This is a genomic window from Pseudarthrobacter sp. RHLT1-30-1, from assembly GCF_059383415.1.
Genome location: NZ_JBWZCG010000001.1, coordinates 406766 through 423230, shown reverse-complemented (window position 1 = coordinate 423230; position 16465 = coordinate 406766). Strand labels below are relative to the sequence as shown.

The window sequence follows — 16465 nt, the reverse complement described above, 5'->3', positions numbered from 1 at the left end:
TTTAGGACTAAAGGACCAGCAGCAGCATGAAACGCAGAACCAGCCGCCCCGGCGCGGACCCGGCACCCGGGCCGCTGCCGCGGTCCCTGCCGCTGCTGCTCCAGACCCTGCTGGTCGTGGCGCTCGCCCTCCCCGCCGGTTTCGCGGTCGCACCGGCTTTCCTGGGCCCCGGCCCCGCTGCCCCCGCACCCGCCGCCCCGCCCTGGCACCAGGCCCCCGGCACGCTGGCACCCCGCGACGGCACGGCGGACGGCAGCACGGCCGGAACCACCGACGACGTCGGACCGCTCACCAGCACGGCCCTCCTCCCGGCGCCCGGGCCGCTGGCCGGCCAGCTTAACGAAACCCTGAAGACCGACGGCGCCGGCAGCTTCACCGGCGTCGTGCAGGACGCCAGCACCGGGGAGGTCCTCTTCGACCGGTCCGGCGACGCCGCCCGCGTTCCCGCCTCCAATATGAAGCTCCTCACGGCCGCAGCCGCCCTGCGCGTACTCGGCCCGGAGCGCCGCTTCAGCACCCGGGCCGTGGCCGGCACCGCCCCCGGCTCCGTCATCCTCACCGGCGGCGGCGACGTGCTCCTGGGCGCCGGCGAATCGGACCCAGGCGCCGTGCTGGGCCATGCCGGACTGGCCAGCCTGGCGAAGTCAACCATCCGCACCCTGGCGGACGACGGCGTCCGGGTCCCTGTCACGGTGCTGCTGGACGACTCCCTGTTCACCGGCCCCGCACTTAACCCGGCCTGGAACCCGGAGGATGTGGCCGCCGGTGAGATGGCTCCGTTGTTCCCGCTGGCACTGAACTCGGCCCGCTTCGACCCTGCCACGACCACCGGGCCCCGCCCGCAGGACGCGTCGATGAGCGCTGCCGAGGCGTTCGCGGCCGAGCTCGCCGCGGCGGCGGCAGCGGCCGGGCTGACGGTCGCACCGGGCGTCACGCGGGCTCCCGCCGGAACCGCAACCGGCCCGGACGCCTCCGGACCGGACGCGGAAACCGGAACGGACGGGCCCCGGGTCCTGGCCGAAGTCCAGTCCGCCACGGTCGGCCAGCAGGTGGACCTGCTGCTGCGGACCTCGGACAACTACCTGGCCGAAGCGATTGGCCGGATGGCGGCGCTCGCGGCCGGTATGCCCGGCAGCAACGACGGCGCCGTCGCGGCCGTGCTGCAGCAGCTCGAGGGAATGAAAGTGCCGGCCGCCACGCTGCGCGCCGCCGACGTGTCCGGGTTGGCGCTCGCCAACCAGGTCTCGGCCCGGCAGCTCGCCCACGTGGTCCGCGCCATCACCTCGGGCACCGATCCGCGGCTGCGGGCCGCGCTGGCCGGGTTCCCGGTCGCCGGCCTCACCGGAACTTTGGCGGACCGTTATGCTGACGCGGCGACCGCCGGCGGTGCGGGGCTGGTCCGGGCCAAGACCGGCACCCTGAACACGGTGATCGCCCTCAGCGGTTATGTGGTGGACGCCGACGGCCGGCTGCTGGTGTTCTCCTTCATCGGCAACGGCCTGACGCCCGGGGCGGCAAACCGGACTGCCCTGGACCGCACCGCCTCCGTTTTGGCCGGCTGCGGCTGCCGCTGACGGCTGACCGTTCGCCGGCCGACGAATTTGCGGCGGATTGTCAGGCCCCTGTGTTCTGATGGAGCCTATGGAGTCCTCTGCCCCCGAGACATCAGCCCAAGCCCTTATCAACTGGGACCTTGCCGCTTCCACCGCAGCCCGCCTGACGCCCTCCGGACCCACCTTGGGATCGGCGGAGATCGGCGCCGCCGTGGAGAACCTGCGGCGGATGGCGGACATCTCCGTGCCGCACGTCCACACCATCACCGGGCTGGAGGCCGCACGCGACCTGCGGGATTCCTCGGTCCTGGTCGTGGACCGAGCCTCCTGGTCCAAGGCCAACACCCAGAGTTTCGCCGTGATGCTCAAACCCGCGATGGAAAAGATGCTCGAGAGCCGCCGCGGCACGCGGAACCCCGGCGCTGCCAGCGTCAGCGGCGCCATCACCGGCAGCCAGCTCGGCGCCATCCTCGCCTTCCTGTCCAGCAAGGTCCTGGGCCAGTACGACCCCTTCTCCGCCCTCGCCGAGAACTCCACCGCCCCCGCGGGCGGGCGGCTGCTGCTCGTCGCACCGAACATCATCTCGGTCGAACGGGAAATCAACGTCGAACCCGAGGATTTCCGGCTCTGGGTCTGCCTCCATGAACAAACCCACCGCGTGCAGTTCGCCGCCGCGCCCTGGCTGCGCCACCATATGCTCGGCGAGGTCGAGAGCCTCAGCGGGCAGCTGCTCGGCAACGTCGACTCCCTGATGGAACGGGCCTCGGCCGCCGCGAAATCACTGCGGGACCGCACTGCGTCCGGGAGTTCACCCAGCCGGGGGGCCATCCTTGACCTGCTGCAGAACCCCGAGGAAAAGGCCGCGATCTCACGCCTGACCGCCCTGATGAGCCTGCTCGAAGGGCACGCCAACGTGGTGATGGACGCCGTCGACTCCAGCATCGTGCCGTCCGTGAAGACCATCCGGCAGCGGTTCAATTCCCGGGGCACGGACCGCGGCGTGCTCGAAAAGTTCCTCCGCAGCCTGCTCGGCCTGGACGCCAAAATGCGGCAGTACAGCGACGGCGCAAAGTTCGTCCGCGAGGTGGTGGACGTGGCCGGCATGGAGGGGTTCAACAAGGTCTGGGAATCCGCCGACCACCTGCCAAGTGAGACCGAAATCCACGATTCAAAGCTGTGGCTCGAGCGGATGGGGCACTAGCTTCCGTGACTTCCCGTCCCGCCCCGGGGGAGCGTCCCGCTTCCAGCGAGCATCCCGCCCCCGGCGAACGTCCCGTCTCCCGCGGACGACGCCGGCCCGGCCGGCTGGCGCCCGTTGTTGGTACCGCCCGGAAAATGCTGCAGGACGCCCTGGCAGCTGCCGGCTATCCGGACCGGGTCCTGGTCGCCTGCAGCGGCGGACCTGACTCGCTCGCCCTTGCCGCCGTTGCCGCCTACTTCGCCCGCCGCGGACACGTGGACGGGCACCCGGTCGCCGTGGGCGCCGTCGTGGTGGACCACCAGCTGCAGCCCGGTTCAGCCGAGGTCGCCGCCACCACGGCGGCGACGCTGCGGGAACTGGGGCTCTCGCCCGTGCAGGTCAGGGCGGTCGACGTCGCTCCCACCGGGATGGGACCGGAAGCCGCCGCCCGGGACGCCCGCCATGCTGCCCTGGAGGCCGCGGCCGACGACACCGGTTCCCGGGCCGTCCTGCTCGGCCACACCCTGGATGACCAGGCCGAACAGGTGCTGCTGGGACTCGCGCGCGGTTCCGGTACCAGGTCCCTGGCGGGCATGCGGCCCGTCCGCGGGCGCCTGCTGCGGCCTTTCCTGGGACTGCGGCGCGCGGACACCCTGGCTATCTGCGAGGCTGAGGGCCTGGACCCCTGGCACGATCCGAGCAACGCCGACCCGTCGTTTGCGAGGTCCCGGACCCGCGTCGAGGTGCTGCCGCTGCTGGAGGCCAAGCTTGGTCCCGGGGTGGCCGAATCACTGGCGCGGACGGCCGCCATCCTGCAGCTGGACGCCGACTACCTCGACGACGTGGCGGAAGACACCTTTGTCCGGCTGAAGGAACTCACCGGTGCCACAATCAGCCTGCCGGAGGAAGCCCTGCGCGACCTGGCGCCGGCCCTGAGGTTCCGGGTGATCGCGAAGGCCGCCGCCGCCGTCGGGGGCCAGCAGCCCAGCTACCAGCGCCTGCTGGCCGCAGAGGCACTGCTTCGGCGGCAGGGATCGGCGGGTCCCGTCGAGCTCCCGGGCGGGGTCAGCGTCTACCGGCTCTCGCTCGCGGAACTCCTCGCCGAAGCGAAGTCCGGCCCCGAAGGTGTGCCCCGCGAAGCGGTCCGCTGTGGGAAGCTAGTATTCCGGCCTCAAAAACCGCCCCAAATATAGTCGCCCCCCGCATCTACACAGGAGTTATTGGTGGATTCAAACGACGTCCAGTCAGATCTCAAGCACGTTCTGTACTCCAAGGAGCAGATCCAGACACGGATCACCGAACTCGCTGCCCAGATCGACAAGGACTACGAAGGCCGTGAACTGCTGATTGTCGGAGTGCTCAAGGGCGCCGTGATGGTTATGGCCGATCTCGCCCGCGCCCTGCACAGCCACGTCTCGATGGACTGGATGGCTGTCTCGTCCTACGGCTCCGGCACCCAGTCCTCCGGCGTGGTCCGCATCCTCAAGGACCTCGACACGGACCTGATGGGCAAGGATGTGCTGATCGTCGAGGACATCATCGACTCCGGCCTGACGCTGTCCTGGCTCAAGACCAACCTGGAATCGCGCGGCACTGCCTCGGTCGAAATCTGCACCGCGTTCCGCAAGCCCACCGCCGCCAAGGTCAAGATCGACGTCAAGTACGTCGGCTACGACATCCCCAACGAATTCGTCGTCGGCTATGGCCTGGACTACGCCGAGAAGTACCGCAACCTGGACTTCGTCGGCACCCTGGCCCCGCACGTCTACGAGTAGCGGACGGCCGCCGGGTCCGGCAGGACAGGCCCGGCCAGACGGCACGCCGCCGGTCCTGGCCGGTCCCGCTACGCCCTCAGGGAACTTTTGGCCTACACCGTGCGTGAGTTACTGCGACGGTGTATAGCTAGAAGCTGATGCAGCACCACACGCGCGCAGATCGGTCGCCGTGCAGCACTACCAGGAGGGACGGGGCCTGCCCCGAACAGATGAAAGCTAAGAGTTTCTTCAAGGGCCCGGGCATCTGGATTGTCGTTGTTATAGGCATGCTCCTGCTGGCCTTTGCCACCCTTTCCCCGGCCGGCGCAGCCCGGATCGACACGGACAAGGGTCTTGCGCTGCTGACCGATGGCGGCAAGATCGAACAGGCTAAAATCTTCGACGCGGAGAACCGCGTGGACCTGGTCCTGAAGGAAAACCTTCAGGTTGACGGCCAGGACAAGGGCAAGAACATCCAGTTCTACTACGTCAACGCCCGCGCCGACGACGTGGTCAAAGCCGTCACGGACTCCCGGCCACCGAGCGGCTACACCGACCAGCCGGTCGAGAACAACTGGTTCGCCGGGCTGTTCTCCCTCCTGATCCCCGTGCTCCTCCTCGGCGTCCTCTTCTGGTTCCTGCTCTCCAGGATGCAGGGCGGCGGCTCCAAAGTCATGCAGTTCGGCAAGTCCAAGGCCAAGCTGGTCAACAAGGACATGCCCCAGGTCACGTTCGGCGACGTCGCCGGCGCCGACGAGGCCGTCGAGGAACTCGAAGAAATCAAGGAATTCCTGCAGGAACCGGCGAAGTTCCAGGCCGTTGGCGCCAAGATCCCCAAGGGCGTGCTGCTCTACGGCCCTCCCGGCACCGGCAAGACCCTCCTGGCCCGGGCCGTCGCCGGCGAGGCCGGGGTTCCGTTCTTCTCGATCTCCGGCTCCGACTTTGTGGAAATGTTCGTCGGTGTGGGCGCCTCCCGTGTCCGCGACCTGTTCGAGCAGGCCAAGGCGAACGCCCCGGCCATCATCTTCGTGGATGAGATCGACGCCGTCGGCCGGCACCGTGGCGCCGGCATCGGCGGCGGCAACGACGAACGCGAGCAGACCCTCAACCAGCTGCTGGTTGAAATGGACGGCTTCGACGTCAAGACCAACGTCATCCTGATCGCCGCGACCAACCGCCCCGACGTGCTGGACCCCGCCCTGCTGCGCCCGGGCCGCTTCGACCGGCAGATCTCCGTGGAGGCCCCCGACCTGATCGGCCGCGACCAGATCCTGAAGGTCCACGCCAAGGGCAAGCCGATGGCTCCCGGCGTCGACCTGAAGGCCGTCGCCAAGAAGACCCCCGGCTACACCGGCGCGGACCTGGCCAACGTCCTGAACGAGGCCGCGCTGCTGACCGCGCGCTCCAACGCCAACCTGATCGACGACCGCGCCCTCGACGAGGCCATCGACCGTGTGATGGCCGGCCCGCAGAAGCGCAGCCGCGTGATGAAGGAACACGAACGCAAGGTCACCGCCTACCACGAAGGCGGGCACGCCCTCGTGGCGGCGGCGCTGCGGAACTCGGCGCCGGTCACCAAGATCACCATCCTGCCCCGCGGCCGCGCCCTGGGCTACACCATGGTGGTTCCGGAAAACGACAAGTACTCCGTGACCCGCAACGAACTTCTCGACCAGATGGCCTACGCCATGGGCGGCCGCGTCGCGGAAGAACTCGTCTTCCACGACCCGTCCACCGGTGCGTCCAACGACATCGAAAAGGCCACCGGGATCGCCCGCAAGATGGTCACCGAGTTCGGCATGAGCGAACGGGTCGGCGCGGTGCGCCTCGGCCAGGGCGGCGGCGAGCCCTTCCTGGGCCGCGACGCCGGCCACGAGCGCAACTACTCCGACCAGATCGCCTACATCGTCGACGAGGAAGTGCGCCGCCTGATCGAGGGCGCCCACGACGAGGCCTACGCGATCCTGGTCGAGAACCGCGACGTCCTGGACGAACTGGCCCTCGAACTGCTGGAACGCGAAACGCTGAACCAGGCCGAAATCGCGCAGGTCTTCACCAACATCCGGAAACGCGACTTCCGCGAGATCTGGCTGTCCAAGGAGACCCGCCCGATCCAGGAAATCGGGCCGGTGGAATCACGCCGGGAAAAGGCCGAACGCGAAGCGCAGGTTGAAGCCAAGGAAGCCCGCCTCGAGGAACCGCTGGATGCCTTCCCGCCGCATGCCCAGGGCGTTGCGTCCGGACAGGAGCCGTTCCAGGGCGGTGTAACGGATCTCGGGCCTGACGGCCATCCCGGCTAGGCTTCATCCGTGACTTCTTTCTTCAACGACGATGACGACATGCCCGCCGCCGATGCTTCGGCGGCGGGCGGGTCCGTCCCCGAACCGGCCGCGGTGGACAAACCCCGAATCGAGGCGGCCGTTCGTGAGATCCTGCTCGCCATCGGCGAGGACCCGGACCGCAGCGGCCTCCTGGACACCCCGAAGCGGGTCGCCAATGCCTACACCGAGATGTTCGCCGGGCTGCACCACGATCCGGCGGAAATCCTGGCCACCCAATTCGACCTGGACCACGAGGAACTGGTCCTGGTCAAGGACATTCCGTTCTACTCGACCTGCGAGCACCACCTCGTCCCGTTCCACGGGGTCGCGCATGTTGGCTACATTCCCTCGCATGACGGGAAGGTCACCGGGCTCAGCAAACTGGCGCGGCTGGTGGACATGTTTGCCCGCCGCCCCCAGGTCCAGGAACGCCTGACCACGCAGATCGTCGAAGCCCTCGTCAGCCACCTCAAACCGCGCGGCGCCATCGTCGTCATCGAATGCGAACACCTCTGCATGTCCATGCGCGGCATCCGCAAGCCCGGCGCCAAGACCGTCACCAGCGCGGTACGCGGGCAACTCCATGACCCGGCCACCCGTGCCGAGGCCATGAGCCTCATCATCGGAAGGTAAGAACACAGACAATGGACTCCCTGGCTGCAGCCCCCGGAACCGGACCCGCGACCTCGCCCATGCCCGTCCTGCGCAAGCCCCGGCCGGCGGCGAAATTCGCGGACCTCCCCACCGACCGGACGCTGGTGATGGGGATCGTCAATGTCACCCCGGATTCCTTCAGCGACGGCGGCAAGCACGCCACCGCGGACACCGCCATCGCCGCGGGCCTGCGGATGTTCTACGCCGGAGCAGACATCATCGACGTCGGCGGCGAATCCACCCGTCCGGGGGCCGTCGAGGTCTCCGTCGAAGAAGAACAGCGGCGGGTCCTGCCCGTGATCCAGGCCCTGGTGAAGGCCGGCGCCCTCGTCAGCATCGACACCACCCACGCCGCCACCGCCGAAGCGGCGCTGGCCGCCGGGGCCGTGATCATCAACGACGTCTCCGGGCTGACCATCGAACCGGAAATGGCGGAACTCGCGGCCCGCAGCAAGGCCCCTTACATCCTCACGCACCGCCGGGGCAACGCCAGCACCATGGACTCCCTGACCGAGTACACGGACATCGCGGCGGACGTCGCGGCGGAACTCGCCGGCGTCCGCGACAAGCTGTACGCGGCCGGCGTCGCCCCGGAACAGATCATCCTGGATCCGGGACTGGGCTTCTCGAAGAACGAGGAGCAGAACTGGGAACTGCTGCGCCGCCTGGACGTCCTGCAGGCAATGGGGCACAAGGTTCTGGTCGCTGCCTCCCGCAAGCGGTTCCTCGGCAGCCTCCTGACCGTGGCCGGGAAGGCCGCCGCACCGGCCGAACGCGACGACGCCACTGCCGCCGTGACCGCCGTCAGCGCCTACCGGGGCGCCTGGGGGGTCCGTGTGCACGACGTCGTCTCCAGCCTCGACGCCGTCAAGGTCGCTGCCCGCCTGGCCCCGGCGCATCCGCCGGCTGCCGCGCCCGGCCAGCACTGATCTGACAGGCCACCATGGACCAGATCACGCTGAGCGGCGTCACCGCCGTCGGCCATCACGGAGTACATGACTTCGAGCGGCGCAACGGGCAGCCGTTCGTCGTCGACGCCGTGCTGCACCTGGACTTCAGCCGGGCCGCGGCGTCCGACGACGTGCTGGACACCGCGCACTACGGCGAAGTCGCTGAATGCATCCGGAGCTGGATCACGGGGGCGCCGCTGAACCTGATCGAGGCCCTGGCCGTGCGGATCGCCGAGGACGTGCTGGCGAAGTTCCCCGTCGCCACGGTGGACATCACCGTGCACAAACCCAAGGCTCCGATCGAAGTCGAGTTCGGCGATGTCTCCGTCAGCGTCCGGCGGACCCGGCAGGACCAGCAATGACCTACACCCGGGCCGTCCTTGCGCTCGGCAGCAACCTCGGGGCGCGCAGCGACACCCTGTCCGCGGCGGTCGCGGACATCGTCGACCCGCCCGAGGTCCGGCTCCAGGCGATCTCACCGATCTTCCAGACCAAAGCCGTCGGCGGGCCGGCCGGCCAGCCGGACTTCCTGAACATGGTGATCGCCGTGGACACCACGCTGACACCCCTGGAGCTGCTGCGGCACTGCCACGCAGTGGAACAAAAACACCACCGGGTCCGCGACATCCACTGGGGCCCGCGCACCCTCGACGTCGACATCATCACCTACGGGGAACTGGTGAGTTCCGACCCGGAGCTGACACTTCCGCACCCGCGCGCGGCCGAGCGGGCGTTCGTGCTGTACCCTTGGTCGCTGATGGACCCGGCAGCCGAGCTGAACGGCGAACGCGTCGGCGAGCTCGCGGTTAAGGCCGCCGACTTCGCCGACCTCATCCCCTTCGACGGCTTCGAAAACCTGCACGGCGTGGCCAGGGCGGTGGAGTGATGAAACTGACCAACCCGCTGGTGCTGTTGCTGATCGGCGTGGCCGTGGGGATCCTCGGCTGGCTGGCGGCCCTGCTGACCACCCGCTACAGCCTGAACACCCCCGTGCTGCCGCTGAACGGTCTCCTCACGATGGGCGTGATCGTGGTGCTCACCCTGGTGCTGGGCATCCGGGTGCTGCGCTGGCGGAACGGCAACAAAAAGAAGATGCTCAACCCGTTCCTCGCCGCCTGGACCCTTGTCCTCGCCCAGGCCGGGGCCTACACGGGCAGCGTGCTGCTGGGCTGGCATGCCGGGATCTTCGTGGACCAGCTGCGGCTCTGGAACCTGCGCAGTGACCAGACCCTCGCGTGGCAGGCCCTGGCCATGGCCGGCGGCGGACTGGTGATGATTGTGGTCGGGCTGATGGTGGAGCGGTTCTGCCGGATACCCCCCGAGGACAGCGACGGCGACACGGCGCCGGGCCTGCAGGAAAAGCGCAAGCCCAAGTCGGAGGGTGAATATGCGTACCGAGGCGATTGATCCGCCGGGCATCACCTGGCTGCGCGTCTCACCCAAGTACGTGACGGTGCGGCTCGCCAGCTGGGCGCTGGCCAACCTCGTCGTCGTGGCGCTGCTCTGCGTTCCGCTGCTGCTGGTCGCCGGCGGCTGGTGGCAGTCCTTCCCGCTGTGGCTGGCCGTCGCCGCCCCCGCCGTGATGCTGGTCCTGGCCCTGTGGCGGCTCCTGCTCATTCCGCGCCAGGTCCGCGCCATCGGCTACGCCGAACGTGAGGATGACCTGCTGGTCCGCCGCGGCATGTTCTTCCAGCGCACGCTCGTGGTTCCCTACGGCCGGATGCAGTACGTGGACATCGGCGCCGGACCGGTGGAACGCAGCCTGGGCCTGTGCACACTGAAACTGCACACCGCCTCCGCCGGGACCCACGCCGAGATCCCGGGACTGCCCGCCGCCGAGGGTGCCCGGCTCCGCGAGCAGCTCTCCGCCCGCGGTGAAGCCCGGCTGGCCGGACTGTGACGGGTTTCGTTGTGAGGCTCCCGCTGTGAAGGTCCCGCTGTGAAGCCGGACGTGGCACCGGAAGCGACCGCCGGCGCCGAGGCGGGAACACCCGACGTCGCGTGGCTGCGGGTGCACCCGGCCTCACCGTTCGTGCGCGGCTGGGTGGCGCTGGCCGCCATCGGGTTCTTCTTCTTCCGCGACACCTTTGAGCGGATGCTCCAGGGCGGACCCCTCGTGGATGAACAGTTCGCGGGCCGGGCGCCGTGGCTGCTGCTCGGCGGCGGCATCCTGCTGCTGCTCACCGTGCTCGGCTACATCCTGAGCTGGTACTTCACCCGCTACCAGGTGGCCGAAGGTTACGTCCGGCTGAACACCGGCTTCCTCTTCAAGCAGCAGCGGCAGGCCAGGCTGGACCGGGTCCAGGCGATCGACATCGTGCAGCCGCTGCTGGCCCGGATCTTCGGGCTGGCCGAGCTCAAATTCGAGGTGGCCGACGCCGGCGAGTCCGCCGTGCGGCTCGCCTATCTCCGGATGGACGAAGCCCGGCAGCTCCGGGCCACGATCCTGGCCCGCGCCGCCGGGGCGGTGCCGGATCCGGCGAGCCCCGGGGCCGCTGCCGCAGAAGCCCCCGAACACGCCGTGCTGACCGTCCCGCCGCCGCGGCTTGTCGGCTCGCTGCTCCTCAGCGAACAAAGCGCCGGGGTGGTCCTGGGCGCCGCCGCGTCCGTGCTGCTCTCCGCCGTGACCGAGAACCGCGGCTTCTACCTCTACCTGATCCCGGCCGCCCTGGGCCTGGCAGCCGCGTACTGGAACTCCTTCAACAAGGGCTACAACTTCACGGCCGCCATTTCCCCGGACGGCATCCGGCTGCGTTACGGGCTGCTGGACACCCAGGCGCAGACCGTGCCGCCCGGCCGGATCCAGGCGCTGCGGGTCAGCCAGCCGCCGCTCTGGCGGATTTTCGGCTGGTACCGGATCCAAGTCAACGTCGCCGGCTACGGCGCGGCCGGAAGCAACGGCGAAAGCTCTTCCCGGACCACGCTGCTGCCGGTAGGGACCTTCCCCGATGTCCTCACGATGCTTTCCCTGGTCCTGCCCGATCCGGGCACCCCCGACCCGGTGCGGGTCTTCACTGCCGGCATTAACGGCCTCGCGGACCCGGCGGCGGGGACGGACGACGGCGGCTTCGTCACCACCCCGCGGCGCGCCCGGCTGCTGGCACCGCTGGGCTGGCGGCGCAATGGCGTCACCGCCACCGACACTGCCCTGCTGATCCGCTCGGGCCGCTGGTGGCGGCACCTCGTGGTGGTCCCGCACCAACGCACCCAGTCGATGTCGCTGGAGCAGGGTCCGCTGGCCCGGCGCTTCCGGGTAGCGGACCTGGTGCTGCACACCACCGCCGGACCGGTGTCCCCGCGGCTGATCCAGGCCGGCCTGGACGAGGGGCGTGCCCTGCTGGATGCACAGGCGGCCCGCGCCCGGGCCGCGCGCAAACGCCAGACCAGCGAGCACTGGCTCGACGAGGTCCGGGCGCTCGTGGCGGAACCTTCCCCTGTCGCGGAACCCCTCCACAGCGCAGAAACCAACACCGCAGAACCCCTCCCCAGCGCAGATCCCAACAGGCAGGACGACCGGCAGCATGGCTAAACCAGGACGACTCGGCATCGGAATTATCGGCGCCGGCAAGGTCGGCGCGGTCCTGGGGGCGGCGCTGCGCGGCGCGGAGCACGCCATCATCGGTGTCTCAGCCGTCTCGGAGGCCAGCCGTGAACGCGCCGATGCCCTGCTCCCCGGTGTCCCCGTGCTGGATGTGCCCGACATCGTCGAGCGCGCCGAACTGGTGCTCCTGGCCGTGCCGGACGACGCGCTGGGACCGCTTGTCGAGGGCCTGGCGAAGCTTGGTGCCTGGCAGCCGGGACAGCTCGTTGCGCACACCTCCGGGCGGTTCGGCGTCGGGATCCTGCATCCGATCCGCGCGGCCGGGGCCATCCCGCTGGCGCTGCACCCGGCGATGACCTTCACCGGGATGAGCCTGGACCTGACCCGGCTGCTGGACTGCACCTTTGGCGTCACTGCGGACGCTGCGATGCTGCCCATTGCGCAGGCCCTCGTGGTGGAGATGGGCGCTGAACCGGTCGCGATCGCCGAGGCTGACCGCACGATCTACCACGCGGCCCTGGCGCACGGCTCAAACCACCTCGTGACCCTGGTCGCGCAGGCCTCGCAGCTGCTCCGGGAGATCGGCGTCGAATCCCCCGAGCGCATGTTGGGACCGCTGCTGCGCGCGACCCTGGAGAATGCGCTCGCCTCGGGCGAAGCGGCCCTGACCGGGCCGGTGGCCCGCGGGGATGTGGGCACCGTGGCCGCGCATGCCGAGTCCCTGCGGGAGCACGACGGCGGCTCGGGCGGCGATATTCTGGAGGCGTACCTGGCCATGGCCCGGGCGACGGCCCGCCGGGCAGGACGCCGGGGCCTGCTGAAGCCGGAGCAACTCGACGACGTCGCGCAGGCGCTCGAGCGACCGGACGGCACTGGCAACAACCCTAAGGAAGGTCCCTAACGTGGCGATCCAACTCGTGACCACGGCCGCCCAGCTCCGGGCCGAAAGCGCCCGCCTGCTCCAGGCGAAGGACGGCTCCTCACAGGGTCTGGTGCCCACCATGGGCGCCCTGCACGAGGGCCACGCCGAGCTGGCGCGCACCGCCGTCGAACAGAACGACGTGGTGGTGGTGAGCATCTTCGTGAATCCGCTGCAGTTCGGCGAGGCCGTTGACCTGGAACGCTACCCCCGGACCCTGGAGGCGGACCTGGCGCTGCTGGACGCCGCGGGCGTGGACCTGGTGTTCGCCCCGGACGTGGACGAGGTCTACCCCGGCGGGGAACCCCGGGTGCGGATCAGCTCAGGCCCCATGGCCGATAAGTGGGAGGGGACGTCCCGGCCGGGGCACTTCGACGGTGCCCTGACCGTGGTGGCCAAGCTGCTGCACTACGGAACGCCCGGCGCGGCCACGGGCGGGCAACTGCCGGCGTACCGGGCATATTTCGGCCAGAAGGACGCCCAGCAACTGACCCTGGTCAAGCGAATGGTGGCGGATCTGAATTTCCCGGTCGAGATCGTGCCGGTGCCGATCGTGCGGTCCGCAGACGGTCTTGCGCTCTCCAGCCGCAACCGTTTCCTCTCCGCCGAGGAGCGCGAGGCGGCCCTGGTGCTGTCGCGGGCGCTGCGGCTGGTTGAGGAACGGGCCAACGCCCACCAGCCGCTGGACCTTGAGTCCGCACGTGCGCTGGTGGAGTCCCAGCCGCTGGTGGAACTGGACTACTTCGATGTGGTGGACCCCGGCACCCTCGAACCGCTGGCCGAGAACTGCCGGGAAACCCCGTTCCGCGGCGAGGGCCTGGTGCTGATCGCGGCCAAGGTCGGCCCGGTCCGGCTGATCGACAACGTCCCGCTGGACTCCTGACCACACCAACCCACACCAACGCACACCAACGCGGGGTCAGGTAGCGCCCATGCCGGGCCCAAACTTGGGCCGGATCTGACTCCGCGTTGTTTTTACGGCGGCGGGAATTACTTGCTGGACCGGGTTGTTGGAGGATGAGTCAACGACGACGCTCGCAGACCCCAATTCAAAAACTCCCTGAGGGAACCCCCATGTCTACAGACGTCTCTTCACAGCCCGCCGGCGATCCCGCGCAGGGCACGGTTTCCGGCGCGGCTGTTGCTGCCCCGGAAGCGCCAACTCCACCCGCAAGGTCCGCACCACAGGTACCTCAGGGACCTCCGGCGGCGCCGGCAAAGATGTCCCGGGAGTCGGTTACTGTAATCGCCACCCTTTTGGTGGCCACCTTCGTGGTTATCCTGAACGAAACCATCATGAACGTCGCGCTCCAGCGGCTGATGGTCGATCTCGGGGTCACCGCCCCCACCGTGCAGTGGCTGTCGACCGGTTTTATGCTCACGATGGCCATCGTGATCCCGACAACGGGCTTCATCCTGCAGCGGCTGTCCACCCGCGCCGTTTTTATGCTCGCCATGGGTCTGTTCTCCGGCGGCACGCTGCTGGCGGCGCTGGCGCCGGGATTCGAGATCCTCCTGCTCGCCCGGATCGTCCAGGCCGGCGGCACGGCCATCATGCTCCCGCTGCTGATGACCACCATCCTCACGCTGGTCCCGGTGGCGCGCCGCGGCTTCGTGATGGGCAACGTCAGCATCGCCATTTCAGTGGCGCCGGCCATGGGCCCCACGGTTTCCGGCTTTATCCTTGAGCACTTCTCCTGGCGCTTCCTGTTCGTCTTTGTCCTGCCGATCGCCCTGGCCGCCTTCGCGATCGGAGCGAGGTTCCTGACCAACATCGGCGAAAAGGAATCAACCCGGCTCGACGTGCCCTCCGTGCTGCTCACCGTTCCTGCCTTTGGCGGCCTCGTCTACGGACTGAGCCAGATCGGCGGCGGGCAAGGCGGCCCCGGCGCGCCCGCAGTCATTGCGCTGGCCGTGGGCGTGATCGCCATGGTCGCGTTTGTGCTCCGGCAGTTGCGGTTGCAGGCGTCTGAGGCGCCGCTGCTGGACCTCCGCGCCTTCAACTTCCGGATGTTCACGGTGTCCGTGCTGCTCCTTGTGGTTGCCATGATCGCCCTGTTCGGTGCGGTGATCCTGCTGCCGTTGTACCTGCAGGAAATCCGCGGCCTGACATCGCTGGAAACAGGGCTGACCCTGCTGCCCGGCGGCCTCGCGATGGGCCTGCTGGGCCCGTTCATCGGGCGGCTCTTCGACAAGATCGGCCCGCTGCCGCTGACGGTTTCCGGCTCGATCCTCCTGGTCGTGGCCCTCTTCCAGTTCTCACTGCTCGACGCGGAAACGCCTGTCGCGTGGATCGTCGCGTTGTATGTGGGACTCAGCCTGGGACTGGCCCTGATCTTCACTCCGGCGTTCACCACGGGCTTGAACCCGCTGCCCCCGCACCTGTACTCACACGGTTCGGCGATCATGAGCACCCTGCAGCAAGTCGCGGGAGCCGCCGGGACGGCACTGCTCGTCTCAATATTCGCTGCGGTGTCCGCCGGCGCCGGAATCGTCGCGGGAATGCACGCGGCGTTCCTCACGGCATCGGTCATCGCACTGGCCGCCGTCGTCCTGGCCGCCATGATGCGAAAGACCGTCGCAGCGGAACAGCCCGCCTTCCACTAGGCACCCCACGCCCTCAACCCAACGCGGGGTCACGTAGCGTCCCTCCGGCCGGCCGGAATGGGCGCTACGTGACCCCGCGTTGCTTGGTGTGGGGGAGGGCAGTCAGCTGGCGAAGAACTCGCTGAGCGCGGAGATCAGTTTGTCCGGCGCCTTGTTGACGCCGTCGTGTCCCATGCCCGGCAGGATCGTGTAGCTGGAGCCGGAGAGCACGTCGTGGATCTGGCCGCAGGCCACGCCGAAGTACGCCGGGCTCTTCTCGCCCACGACAATCAGCGTTTCCAGCGGCAGCTCCAGGAACGGCTCGGCCGGCATGTCCGCGGCGATGATGGCCTTGATCTCACGGACGCCGGTCGTCATCAGCTCGCGCATCTGCTTGCCGATCGGCGTGCCGGCCGACAGCTTGTTCGCCAGCGTCAGCATGGACAGCGGCATCCGGGACAGTGCGCTGCCGGTCTCCAGGCCCCTGAGCAGCACTGCGAGGGCGCGGTCGTCGTCGCCCGCCGCCGTCGCTTTCTCATATTCGGCGGTCCAGTCGGCGGTGACGCTGTGGTTCACGGAAACGGCCGGGTCGTAGACTGCGAGGCGTTCCACCGGCAGCGTGCGGGCGGCGTGCAGCGCCACGGCTCCGCCGAAGCTGTGCCCGAAGACGTCAGTACTGGCGGTGTGCTTCATCACGGCGTCGAGGTCTTTGATATCCACATCGAGGGTGTAGTCCTCCGGCTGCGGGGATGAGGAGCCGCGGCCGCGCCGGTTGAAGGTATGCACCGGCCGCCCCAGGGATGCGCTGAGCTTCTGGGCGAAGCGGGTGTAGTCGGCGGCGGTCACCATTGAGGCCGGAACGACGACGACGCCCGAGCCCGCCGAGGCAAGCTCGGCGCCCGTGCTGAAAAGCTCGATCGTTCCACCATCGGGGGTTCTGATGTTCTCGCGGGTCATGCTCCGAGCCTAGCCGAGCCTGCAGCTACGGCGCAGTAGGTCCACCTGCG

Annotated in this window: 16 protein-coding genes; 15 read left to right on the top strand and 1 reads right to left on the bottom strand. The window is 69.0% G+C overall.

The annotated features are described in order from the left end of the window. Positions 1–26 precede the first annotated feature (26 nt). The 15 genes from dacB to AC50YM_RS01950 all read left to right on the top strand — a co-directional run bounded on the left by dacB (position 27) and on the right by AC50YM_RS01950 (position 15479). A complete protein-coding gene (gene dacB / locus AC50YM_RS02020; protein WP_494955329.1) occupies positions 27–1574 on the top strand; it encodes a D-alanyl-D-alanine carboxypeptidase/D-alanyl-D-alanine endopeptidase in 1548 nt (515 codons plus the stop codon). A gap of 67 nt (positions 1575–1641) precedes the next feature. Continuing rightward, positions 1642–2754 carry a zinc-dependent metalloprotease gene (locus AC50YM_RS02015; protein ID WP_494955328.1) on the top strand — a complete coding sequence of 371 codons (1113 nt, stop codon included), beginning with the start codon at positions 1642–1644 and terminating at the stop codon, positions 2752–2754. A gap of 134 nt (positions 2755–2888) precedes the next feature. After that, a complete protein-coding gene (tilS, locus tag AC50YM_RS02010; RefSeq protein WP_494955422.1) occupies positions 2889–3926 on the top strand; it encodes a tRNA lysidine(34) synthetase TilS in 1038 nt (345 codons plus the stop codon). A 30-nt stretch (positions 3927–3956) separates the two neighbouring features. After that, positions 3957–4508, top strand: coding sequence for a hypoxanthine phosphoribosyltransferase (gene hpt, locus AC50YM_RS02005; protein ID WP_494955327.1), 552 nt, complete (start codon positions 3957–3959; stop codon positions 4506–4508). A 209-nt stretch (positions 4509–4717) separates the two neighbouring features. Continuing rightward, on the top strand, positions 4718–6787 hold the full coding sequence (ftsH, locus tag AC50YM_RS02000) for an ATP-dependent zinc metalloprotease FtsH (RefSeq protein WP_494955326.1): 2070 nt from the start codon (positions 4718–4720) through the stop codon (positions 6785–6787). Between the two features lie 9 nt (positions 6788–6796). Continuing rightward, the gene (gene folE, locus AC50YM_RS01995) at positions 6797–7441 is read left to right on the top strand and encodes a GTP cyclohydrolase I FolE (protein ID WP_494955325.1); all 645 of its coding nucleotides are present in this window, start codon (positions 6797–6799) and stop codon (positions 7439–7441) included. 11 nt (positions 7442–7452) lie between these two features. Further along, complete coding sequence (gene folP, locus AC50YM_RS01990; protein ID WP_494955324.1) at positions 7453–8391, top strand: dihydropteroate synthase; 939 nt, start codon at positions 7453–7455, stop codon at positions 8389–8391. 14 nt (positions 8392–8405) lie between these two features. Then, on the top strand, positions 8406–8774 hold the full coding sequence (gene folB / locus AC50YM_RS01985) for a dihydroneopterin aldolase (RefSeq protein ID WP_494955323.1): 369 nt from the start codon (positions 8406–8408) through the stop codon (positions 8772–8774). Continuing rightward, positions 8771–9298 carry a 2-amino-4-hydroxy-6-hydroxymethyldihydropteridine diphosphokinase gene (gene folK / locus AC50YM_RS01980; RefSeq protein WP_494955322.1) on the top strand — a complete coding sequence of 176 codons (528 nt, stop codon included), beginning with the start codon at positions 8771–8773 and terminating at the stop codon, positions 9296–9298. The genes folB and folK overlap by 4 nt, the downstream gene beginning before the upstream one ends. After that, positions 9298–9819 carry a DUF3180 domain-containing protein gene (locus AC50YM_RS01975; RefSeq protein ID WP_494955321.1) on the top strand — a complete coding sequence of 174 codons (522 nt, stop codon included), beginning with the start codon at positions 9298–9300 and terminating at the stop codon, positions 9817–9819. Before folK ends, AC50YM_RS01975 begins: the two co-directional genes overlap by 1 nt. Next, positions 9800–10312: a PH domain-containing protein gene (locus AC50YM_RS01970; protein WP_494955320.1), complete on the top strand. Its 513-nt coding sequence runs from the start codon at positions 9800–9802 to the stop codon at positions 10310–10312. The genes AC50YM_RS01975 and AC50YM_RS01970 overlap by 20 nt, the downstream gene beginning before the upstream one ends. A 39-nt stretch (positions 10313–10351) precedes the next feature. After that, the gene (locus AC50YM_RS01965) at positions 10352–11941 is read left to right on the top strand and encodes a PH domain-containing protein (protein ID WP_494955319.1); all 1590 of its coding nucleotides are present in this window, start codon (positions 10352–10354) and stop codon (positions 11939–11941) included. Next, a complete protein-coding gene (locus tag AC50YM_RS01960; protein WP_494955318.1) occupies positions 11934–12854 on the top strand; it encodes a Rossmann-like and DUF2520 domain-containing protein in 921 nt (306 codons plus the stop codon). The genes AC50YM_RS01965 and AC50YM_RS01960 overlap by 8 nt, the downstream gene beginning before the upstream one ends. A 1-nt stretch (position 12855) precedes the next feature. Further along, entirely contained in the window at positions 12856–13755 is a 900-nt protein-coding gene (panC, locus tag AC50YM_RS01955; protein ID WP_494955317.1) for a pantoate--beta-alanine ligase, read from the top strand. 191 nt (positions 13756–13946) lie between these two features. Next, complete coding sequence (locus AC50YM_RS01950) at positions 13947–15479, top strand: DHA2 family efflux MFS transporter permease subunit (RefSeq protein WP_494955316.1); 1533 nt, start codon at positions 13947–13949, stop codon at positions 15477–15479. 102 nt (positions 15480–15581) lie between these two features. On the opposite strand, the gene AC50YM_RS01945 is transcribed toward AC50YM_RS01950, so the two are convergent. Further along, positions 15582–16415, bottom strand: coding sequence for an alpha/beta fold hydrolase (locus tag AC50YM_RS01945; RefSeq protein WP_494955315.1), 834 nt, complete (start codon positions 16413–16415; stop codon positions 15582–15584). Positions 16416–16465: the final 50 nt, after the last annotated feature.